This window comes from Streptomyces sp. NPDC060002 (genome assembly GCF_042737245.1).
Taxonomy (GTDB): Bacteria; Actinomycetota; Actinomycetes; order Streptomycetales; family Streptomycetaceae; genus Streptomyces.
In genome coordinates this window covers 94,812-103,431 of record NZ_JBHWUW010000028.1, presented here as the reverse complement: position 1 = coordinate 103,431, position 8,620 = coordinate 94,812, and the positions used below count along the sequence as shown (strand labels likewise).

4 protein-coding genes and 1 pseudogene are annotated in these 8,620 nt (G+C 71.5%); 4 read left to right on the top strand and 1 reads right to left on the bottom strand.

The genetic code is table 11. From position 1 onward, the window contains the following. The 3 genes and pseudogenes from ACFWBD_RS24175 to ACFWBD_RS24165 all read left to right on the top strand — a co-directional run. Positions 1-129 (top strand): annotated as a pseudogene (locus ACFWBD_RS24175) (MerR family transcriptional regulator); the annotation flags it as partial. A gap of 147 nt (positions 130-276) precedes the next feature. Continuing rightward, positions 277-1,092, top strand: a complete 816-nt coding sequence (locus ACFWBD_RS24170) for a hemolysin III family protein (protein WP_385670303.1) — start codon at positions 277-279, stop codon at positions 1,090-1,092. Positions 1,093-1,992: 900 nt separating this feature from the next. Then, a complete protein-coding gene (locus tag ACFWBD_RS24165; RefSeq protein WP_385670300.1) occupies positions 1,993-3,594 on the top strand; it encodes a polysaccharide lyase family 1 protein in 1,602 nt (533 codons plus the stop codon). Positions 3,595-3,872: 278 nt separating this feature from the next. Here ACFWBD_RS24165 and ACFWBD_RS24160 read toward each other — a convergent pair whose 3' ends face one another. Next, the gene (locus ACFWBD_RS24160; RefSeq protein ID WP_385670297.1) at positions 3,873-3,995 is read right to left on the bottom strand and encodes a hypothetical protein; all 123 of its coding nucleotides are present in this window, start codon (positions 3,993-3,995) and stop codon (positions 3,873-3,875) included. Between the two features lie 476 nt (positions 3,996-4,471). Between ACFWBD_RS24160 and ACFWBD_RS24155 the strand changes: the two genes are divergently transcribed. Next, a complete protein-coding gene (locus ACFWBD_RS24155) occupies positions 4,472-8,605 on the top strand; it encodes a molybdopterin-dependent oxidoreductase (RefSeq protein WP_385670324.1) in 4,134 nt (1,377 codons plus the stop codon). Positions 8,606-8,620: the final 15 nt, after the last annotated feature.

Genomic DNA, 8,620 nt, shown 5'->3' with positions numbered 1-8,620 from the left:
CTCGTCGACCACGGCACCCCCATCGAGGCCGCCTGCCGCATCATCATCCTCGAGGACCAGCTCGAAGAAGCCCAGCGCATCAACGCCGAACACCGCCGCACCGCATCCCCGCAGACGGCCGGCATCTGAACCACAGTGCCCACCTGAACCACAGTGCCCACCTGAACCACGGTGTCCACCTGAACCACAGTGCCCACAACCACGGTGTCCACCTGAACCACGGTGTCCAACGACGCGCCGGGCCGCACCCCTCCGCCGATTCCAGAATATGAGCGCATGATCGCCGAAGACGCCCAGCCGCCGGTACACGGACGGGATCCGCAGCCCGGCCCCGACACCACGCTCGACGTCACGCTCGACGCCCTGCGTCCCCCGGCGGTCGGCGCGCCCGCCGGCCCGACGGTTCGGCCGGCCGCCGGGCGGCCGGCCGCCGGTCCGGAAGGCGGGGTGGGGCGGGCGGCGGCGGTGCTGAAGCCGAGGATGCGCGGCTGGCTGCATGCCGGCGTGTTCCCGCTGGCGCTGGTCGGCGGCATCGTCCTGGTCGCCGTCTCGCGTTCGGCGGCGGCGGTGGTGGCCTGCACGGTGTACGCGCTGTCGGCCTGCCTGCTGTTCGGCACCAGCGCGGTCTACCACCGTGGAACGTGGGGTGCGCGCGGGGAGGCGGTCCTGCGGCGACTGGACCACGCGAACATCTTCCTGATCATCGCGGGCACCTGCACCCCGTTGGCGGTGCTGCTGCTGCCCGAGGGCCGCCAGCGGGTGCTGCTGGCCGTGGTGTGGGCGGGCGCGCTGGCCGGCATCGCCTTCCGCGTCCTGTGGATCGGGGCTCCGAGGTGGCTATACACCCCGTGCTACATCGCCCTGGGCTGGGTGGCCGTCTTCAACCTGCCCGACTTCGCGCGGGCCGGCGGCACCGCGGTCGCCGTGCTCGTCATCGCCGGCGGTCTGCTCTACACCGCGGGCGCCGTCGTCTACGGACTCAAACGCCCCGACCCCTCACCGGCCTGGTTCGGCTTCCACGAGGTCTTCCACGCCCTGACCATCGCCGCCTTCACCGCGCACTACACCGCCATCCTCCTGGCAGCCACATGACGGCATCGACGACCGGCCCCACCGCAGCCCCCGGTGCCCCGTGCGGTCCGGGGCGGTCCGAGACAGCTCGGGACAGCCCGGGACAGCCCGTTCGGTCCGGGGCGGCCGACAGTCCTACTCGGGTCCTTGCTCGGGCGGGCCTGCCACGACATCCAGTGTGTTCATGTACGTGAACTTCGGCGGGGCGCAGTACAGGGCGAGGGGGCAGGCCCGTGCCGCTCTTCGCGTTGTGTGGCACTGCCTTGAGCGCTCTCGCCAGGCAGAAGCAGGAGTCCGACGGGTCGATCAGCGTTCACATACTTGTCAGCTGATAGTGACCGCCCTATCCTCACGTGGAGAAAGCGCTTTCCCGACACCTGCTGACCGTGCCCGGGAAAGCGGCCCGCGGTATCGGCCGTGGGGCAGCCTGCGTGCCGCAACCGATCCGGCGCAAGGCTGACCAGGGCTGACCGCACAGAGAATGTCGACGCGCCAGGACTCCGGCATGCGTTCCGGGGGCGCGGACGCATCGCGCTCGTCGCCGTGGCCGCGGTGGCGGGCACCCGTACCAGGGGCCGGCCGGGACCTGTACAGCTCCGTTCCCCCGGTCGTCCCGTCCTCGGCGGCGTCCCCGCTGCGTCGCCTCGGCATGCGTGCACCCCGGCCTGGCGCCCGGTCGCGTCGCCCGCATGGCGGTCGCACCGCTGACACCACGGCGGTGCCGCCCGCACCACAGCAACAGCACCGTCCCTACCGGCCCGTGGCGAGAACGGCATGCGCACCGGGCCGGCGGGGGCCTGCTGCGGTACTCGTATGGCATGGACATGGCATGGGTGCGCGCCCTCGACGGCCCTTGGCCCTTGAATCCCGCACGGACGTGCGCGGCACCCCCGGTACGCGATGACGAAAGACGAGGCGAGGATGAGAAAGCCAGTCGCTCTGCGACTCTCCGCGGCACTCGGCACGCTGGCCCTGGCGGCGGCGACAGGCGTGGTCCTGTCCATGCCCACGGCGTCGGCGGCCGCCGCCGGCGCGACGGGGTTCGCCACTCAGAACGGCGGCACCACCGGCGGCGCCGGCGGGACGACGGTCAAGGCCACCACGGGCACCCAGATCCACGAGGCCCTGTGCGGCCGGGCCAGTACCAGCACCCCGATCACCATCCAGGTCGAGGGGACCGTCACCGTCGGCAACACCGCGAAGGTGTCGGGCTCCGGCTGCAACACCGCCGCCGGCGTGATCGAGCTGAAGGGCATCAGCAACGTCACCCTCGTCGGCGTCGGCGGCGGAGCCGTGTTCGACCAGATCGGCATCCACATCCGCCAGTCCAGCAACATCATCGTCCAGAACGTGACCGTCCAGAACGTGAAGAAGTCGGGCTCGCCCACCTCCAACGGCGGTGACGCCGTCGGCATGGAGACCGACGTGCACAACGTCTGGGTCGACCACGCCACGCTGATCGCCTCGGGCGGTGAGTCGGAGGGCTTCGACGGCCTGTTCGACATGAAGGACAGCACCCGGTACGTGACCCTGTCCTACAGCATCCTGCGCAACTCCGGCCGCGGCGGTCTCGTCGGCTCCAGCGACAGCGACCTCGCCAACGGGCCGGTCACCTTCCATCACAACCGGTACGAGAACATCGACTCCCGTACGCCCCTGCTGCGCGGCGCCACCGCCCACGTCTACAACAACTACTACGTCAGCCTGAACGAATCGGGCATCAACCCCCGGGCCGGTGGCAAGGCCAAGGTCGACAACAACTACTTCAAGGACTCCAAAGACGTCCTCGGCACCTTCTACACCGACCTGCCGGGATACTGGCAGGTCGGCGGAAACATCTTCGACAACGTGACCTGGTCGGCGCCGGGCGAGGACAACAACCCCGCCGGACCGAACCCGACGTCGAACACGACCGTCAGCATCCCCTACTCCTACACTCTCGACGCCGCCTCCTGCGTGCCGTCGATCGTGACCGCGACGGCGGGCGCCGACAACGGTCTGAAGGTGTCGGACGGCAACTGCGTGGCGACGACACCCACCGCGACCGCCACGTCGACTTCCACGGCCACCGCGACCGCCACGTCGACTTCCACGGCCACCGCGACCGCCACGTCGACTTCCACGGCCACACCGACCGCCACCGCGACGTCGACGCCCTCCGGGACCAACCTGAGCATCGGCGCCGACTCCGACGGTTCCAGCAAGGCGTCCGGCACCAGCTACGGCAACGTCCGCGACGGCGACACGAGCACCTACTGGTCACCGAGCGGCTCGACCGGCTCCATCTCCATCAAGTGGGGCTCGGCGACCACCATCTCCAAGATCAACATCCGGGAGGCCTCCGGCGCCACCGGCAACATCGGTACCTGGCGGGTGCTCAACGCAGACACCGGGGCGGTGCTGACCTCGGGCAGCGGAGCGGGAACCATCTCCTTCACGTCCACCTCGCTGAAGAAGGTCACCTTCGAGATCACGGGCTCGACCGCCACCCCGAGGGTGGCCGAGTTCGAGACCTACGCCTAGGAGCTGCCCGGCCCGTCATGCACCTTCGCTCGACCAGCTCGTTGTCTCGGGCACGGGACAGGAGAACTCGGTGATCCGCCGGACGCGGAGCAGGAACGGTCGCGACCGTTCCTGCCCGCGGGCAAAGGCCAGTGCGGGCGGTGGCGCGAGCCCACCCCCACAGGCCTTTGAGGCAGATCCTGACCACGGCCGACGCGGCGGGGGAGAGCGACCCGGGACGTCTCGGTCGACTCCACCACCGCGGGTCCACCACCGCGGCCGGCACGCGCAGCGAGCCATCACCCCCGCCTGCCGAGCCGCAGGTCCAGCAGCCGCAGGGGCGTGACCTCGCGCAGCCCGGACCCCGACCGCTCGTACCAGCGGAACGTCCCCTCTCGCGCGGCCGGAACCTGTCCCCGCACGGGCGTGGAACCCTGTCCCCGTACCGACGCGGAACCCCGTCCCCGTACCGACGCGGAGTCCTGTCCCCGCACGGGCGCGGAGTCCTGTCCCCGTACCGACGCGGAGTCCTGTCCCCGCACGGGCGCGGAACCCCGTCCCCGTACCGACGCGGAACCCCGTCCCCGCACGGACGCGCCCCCCGCGGACGCGGAACGTGTCCGTTCGCGGCTCCGGGTAGCCTGCCCACCTGCGGTGGCAAGCGGCTCGCTCACATCCGCCCGCCCCTCGGTGTGCGCCGGGCTTAACTCCCGGCGGCCGGTCCGGGAGACACCTGTGTAATGCACGGTTCGTACCGTCACAGAGGCTTGCAGAGGCTCTCACCAGGCTGATCGTCAGAAGGAAAGGGGCGCCCGTGGCCGCGTTGGACCCGCGGACCGACAGCGCGACCGCGACCCAGGTGCGCACGGTCTGCTCGTACTGCGGTGTGGGCTGCGGCATGCTCCTCGACATCGGCCGCGGACCGGACGGGCGCCGTACGGTCCTGAAGGCGTCCGGCGACAAGCAGCACCCGGCGAACTTCGGCCGGCTGTGCACCAAGGGCGCGACCACCGCCGACCTGCTCGCCGCACCCGGCCGGCTGACCGGCGCGCTCGTCCGCTCGGACCGCGGCGCGGAACCGGAGCCCGCCCCCGTGGACGCGGCGATCGCCGAGACGGCACGGCGGCTGCGGACGATCGTCGACGAACACGGCCCCGACGCGGTCGCCCTCTACGTGTCCGGCCAGATGAGCCTCGAAGCGCAGTACCTGGCCAACAAGCTGGCCAAGGGCTATCTCCGGACCAACCAGATCGAGTCGAACTCCCGCCTGTGCATGGCAAGCGCGGGAACCGGTTACAAGCTCTCGCTCGGCGCCGACGGCCCGCCCGGCTCGTACGAGGACCTCGACAAGGCGGACGTCTTCCTCGTCATCGGTTCCAACATGGCCGACTGCCACCCGATCCTGTTCCTCCGGATGATGGACCGGGTGAAGGCGGGCGCCAGACTGATCGTCGTCGACCCGCGCCGCACCGCCACCGCCGCCAAGGCCGACCTGTTCCTCCAGGTCGCGCCGGGCACCGACCTCGCGCTCCTCAACGGTCTGCTCCGCCTCCTGCACGAGAACGGTCACACCGACCCCGAGTTCGTCGCCGCGTACACCGAGGGCTGGGAGGCCATGCCGGAGTTCCTCGCCGACTACGCGCCCGCGACGGTCGCGGAGATCACCGGCATACCGGAGGACGACCTCCGCGCGGCGGCCCGGCTGATCGGCGAGGCGGAGGAGTGGACCAGCTGCTGGACCATGGGCCTCAACCAGTCCACGCACGGCACCTGGAACACCAACGCGCTCATCAACCTCCACCTCGCCACCGGCAGGATCTGCCGCCCGGGCAGCGGCCCCTTCTCACTCACCGGCCAGCCCAACGCCATGGGCGGCCGGGAAATGGGTTACATGGGTCCGGGGCTGCCCGGTCAGCGCTCCGTCCTCGTCGAGGGCGACCGTGCCTTCGTCGAGGACCTGTGGGGGCTCGCGCCGGGCACACTCAGGGCCGACGGCGTCGGCAAGGGCACCATCGAGATGTTCCGGAAGATGGCCGAGGGCGACATCAAGGCCTGCTGGATCATCTGCACCAACCCGGTCGCCTCCGTCGCCAACCGCAGGACGGTCATCGAGGGGCTGGAGGCCGCCGAGTTCGTCGTCGCGCAGGACGTCTTCGCCGAAACGGAGACAAACGCTTACGCCGACATCGTCCTGCCCGGCGCGCTGTGGACCGAGACCGAGGGCGTCCTCATCAACAGCGAGCGCAACCTCACCCTCGCCCGCCCCGCCGCCGACCCGCCCGGGGAGGCCATGGCGGACTGGCAGCTCATCGCGGCCGTCGCCCGCGCCATGGGTTACGAAAGCGGTTTCACCTACGACACCGCCGAGCAGGTCTTCGAGGAGATCAAGCGCGCCCACAACCCGCAGACCGGCTATGACCTGCGCGGAGTGACCTACGACCGGCTGCGCGCCGCCCCGGTGCAGTGGCCGGCGGCCACCGCCGACGGGCCCGACCGCAACCCGATCCGCTATGTGAACGACGACGGCTCGCTCACCTTTCCCACGGCTTCCGGCCGCGCGGTCTTCCACCCGCGTCCGCATGTCCCGCCCGCCGAGATGCCGGACGACGACTACCCGTTCTTCCTGAACACCGGCCGCCTCCAGCACCAGTGGCACACCCTGACGAAGACCGCGAGGGTGGCCAAGCTCAACAAGCTGAATCCCGGCCCGTTCGTGGAGGTGCACCCCGAGGACGCCGCCGCGCTCGGCGTGACCGACGGCGACTCCGTCGAGGTCGCCTCGCGGCGCGGCCGGGCCGTGCTGCCGGCCGTCGTCACCGACCGCGTCCTGCCCGGTTCCTGTTTCGCGCCGTTCCACTGGAACGACCTGTTCGGCGAGTACCTCAGCGTCAACGCGGTCACCAGCGACGCCGTCGACCCGCTGTCCTTCCAGCCCGAGCTGAAGGTGTGCGCGGTCTCCCTGACAAAGGTGTCGACACCGGTTACCGTGCAGCCGCCGGCCACACAGGCCCCGGCGCCGCAGAACCCGCTCGGGAACGTGCAGGGCACCCGGGCCCCGGTGCCGGAAGGACCCGGTGCCGTCCTCGTACCGACCGCCGTCCTGCCGTCCGCGGCCGAGGTCTTCGGCCTGCGCCCCGCTCCGCCGCCGGTCCTGACCGAGCACGAACGGCAGTACCTGGTCGGCTTCCTCGCCGGCATCCCGGCAGGCGCCCCCGGCGTACCGGTGCTGCCGGCGGACGCGCCCTTCACCCCCGAGCACGCGCTGTGGGTCAACGGCACCCTCGCCGGCATGTACTCCCGTACCGCCGCCGCACCCCCACGCCCGACGATCCCGGCACGCCGGGTGGTGATCCTGTGGGCCTCGCAGACCGGCAACGCCGAGGACTTCGCGACCACCACCGCCGAGCGGCTCACCGCGGGCGGTCACCCGGCGTCCCTCGTCGCCATGGACGAGGCCGACCCGGCCGCGCTGCCCTCCGACGCCGACCTGCTGCTGATCACCAGCACCTTCGGCGACGGCGACGCCCCCGACAACGGCGCCGGCTTCTGGGACGGCCTCGCCGCCCTGGACACCGGCCGCCTGGAAGGCCACCGCTACGCCGTCCTCGCCTTCGGGGACTCCTCGTACGACGACTTCTGCGGGCACGGCCGGCGACTGGACCGGCGGCTGGACGAACTCGGCGCGGTCCGGCTGGCCCCCCGCACCGACTGCGAGCCGGACTTCGAGACGGAGGCGGAGGCCTGGCTCGACCAGGTGGCCACCGCCCTGAAGGAGGCCACGGAACTGGTGCCCGCGGCCCCGGCCCGGATCCCGGCGACCGCGGGTCCCGCCACCGCTCACGCGTCGGCGACCGTTACGGAAACCGATTCCGGCACCGTTACGAAGGCCCCCGCCGCTCCCCGCCCCAAGCGCCCCGCTCCCGTCATCGCCCGCCTGACCGGCAACCGTCCGCTGAGCCTGCCGGGCTCCGGCAAGGAGGTCCGCCGCTTCACCTTCGACACCCGCGACAGCGAGACCCCGCTCGTCTACGAGGCGGGCGACGCCCTGGGCGTACGCCCCCTCAACTCACCTGACACGGTGGCGGAGTGGCTGGGCGTCACCGGACTCGACGCGCACGCGCGCGTGCAGGTGAACGGCGTCGGGGAGGTCGCGCTCGGCGAGGCCTTCCTGCGCCACCTCGACATCACCCGGATCACCCCGGCCCTGCTGCGCTTCACCGCCGACCGCACCCGCGACCCGCGTGAACTGCGCAAGCTGCTGCGCCCCGACAACAAGGACGAGCTGGCGAAGTGGTCCTGGGGCCGCCAGGCCGTCGACGTGGCCGCCGAGTTCGGTGTCCGCGCCGACGCACAGGAGTGGGCCGAGCTGCTGGGACGGCTGCAGCCGCGGCTGTACTCCATCTCGTCCAGCCCGCTGACCGACCGTCACCTCGTCTCGCTCACCGTCTCCGTCGTGCGGTACGAGAACCTGGCCGGCCGCCCCCGGCAGGGCGTCTGCTCGCCCTTCCTGGCCGACGCCGAACCCGGCACCGAGGTGGCCGTCCATGTGCAGCGCTCCCCGCACTTCCGCCCCCCGGCCGACCCGGCGACCCCGATGGTGATGGTCGGCCCCGGCACCGGGGTGGCGCCTTTCGTCGGCTTCCTCGAGGAGCGCCGGGCCCGGGGGCACCGGGCTCCCAACTGGCTGTTCTTCGGCGAGCAGCACCGCGCGACGGACTTCTACTACGAGGAGGAGCTGGCCGCCCTCCGCGACGACGGCACCCTCGCCCGGCTGGACACCGCCTTCTCCCGCGACCAGCGCGCCAAGGTCTACGTCCAGGACAGGATCCGCGAGCACGGTTCCCATCTGTGGTCCTGGCTCCAGGACGGCGCCCACTTCTACGTCTGCGGCGACGCCTCCCGGATGGCCAAGGACGTCGACCTGGCCCTGCGTGACGTCGCGGTCCTGCACGGCGGCCTGAGCGAGGCCGAGGCGGCGTCCTACGTGAAGCAGCTCGCCTCCGACAAGCGGTACGTGCGGGACGTCTACTGACGGGAGTCACCAGAA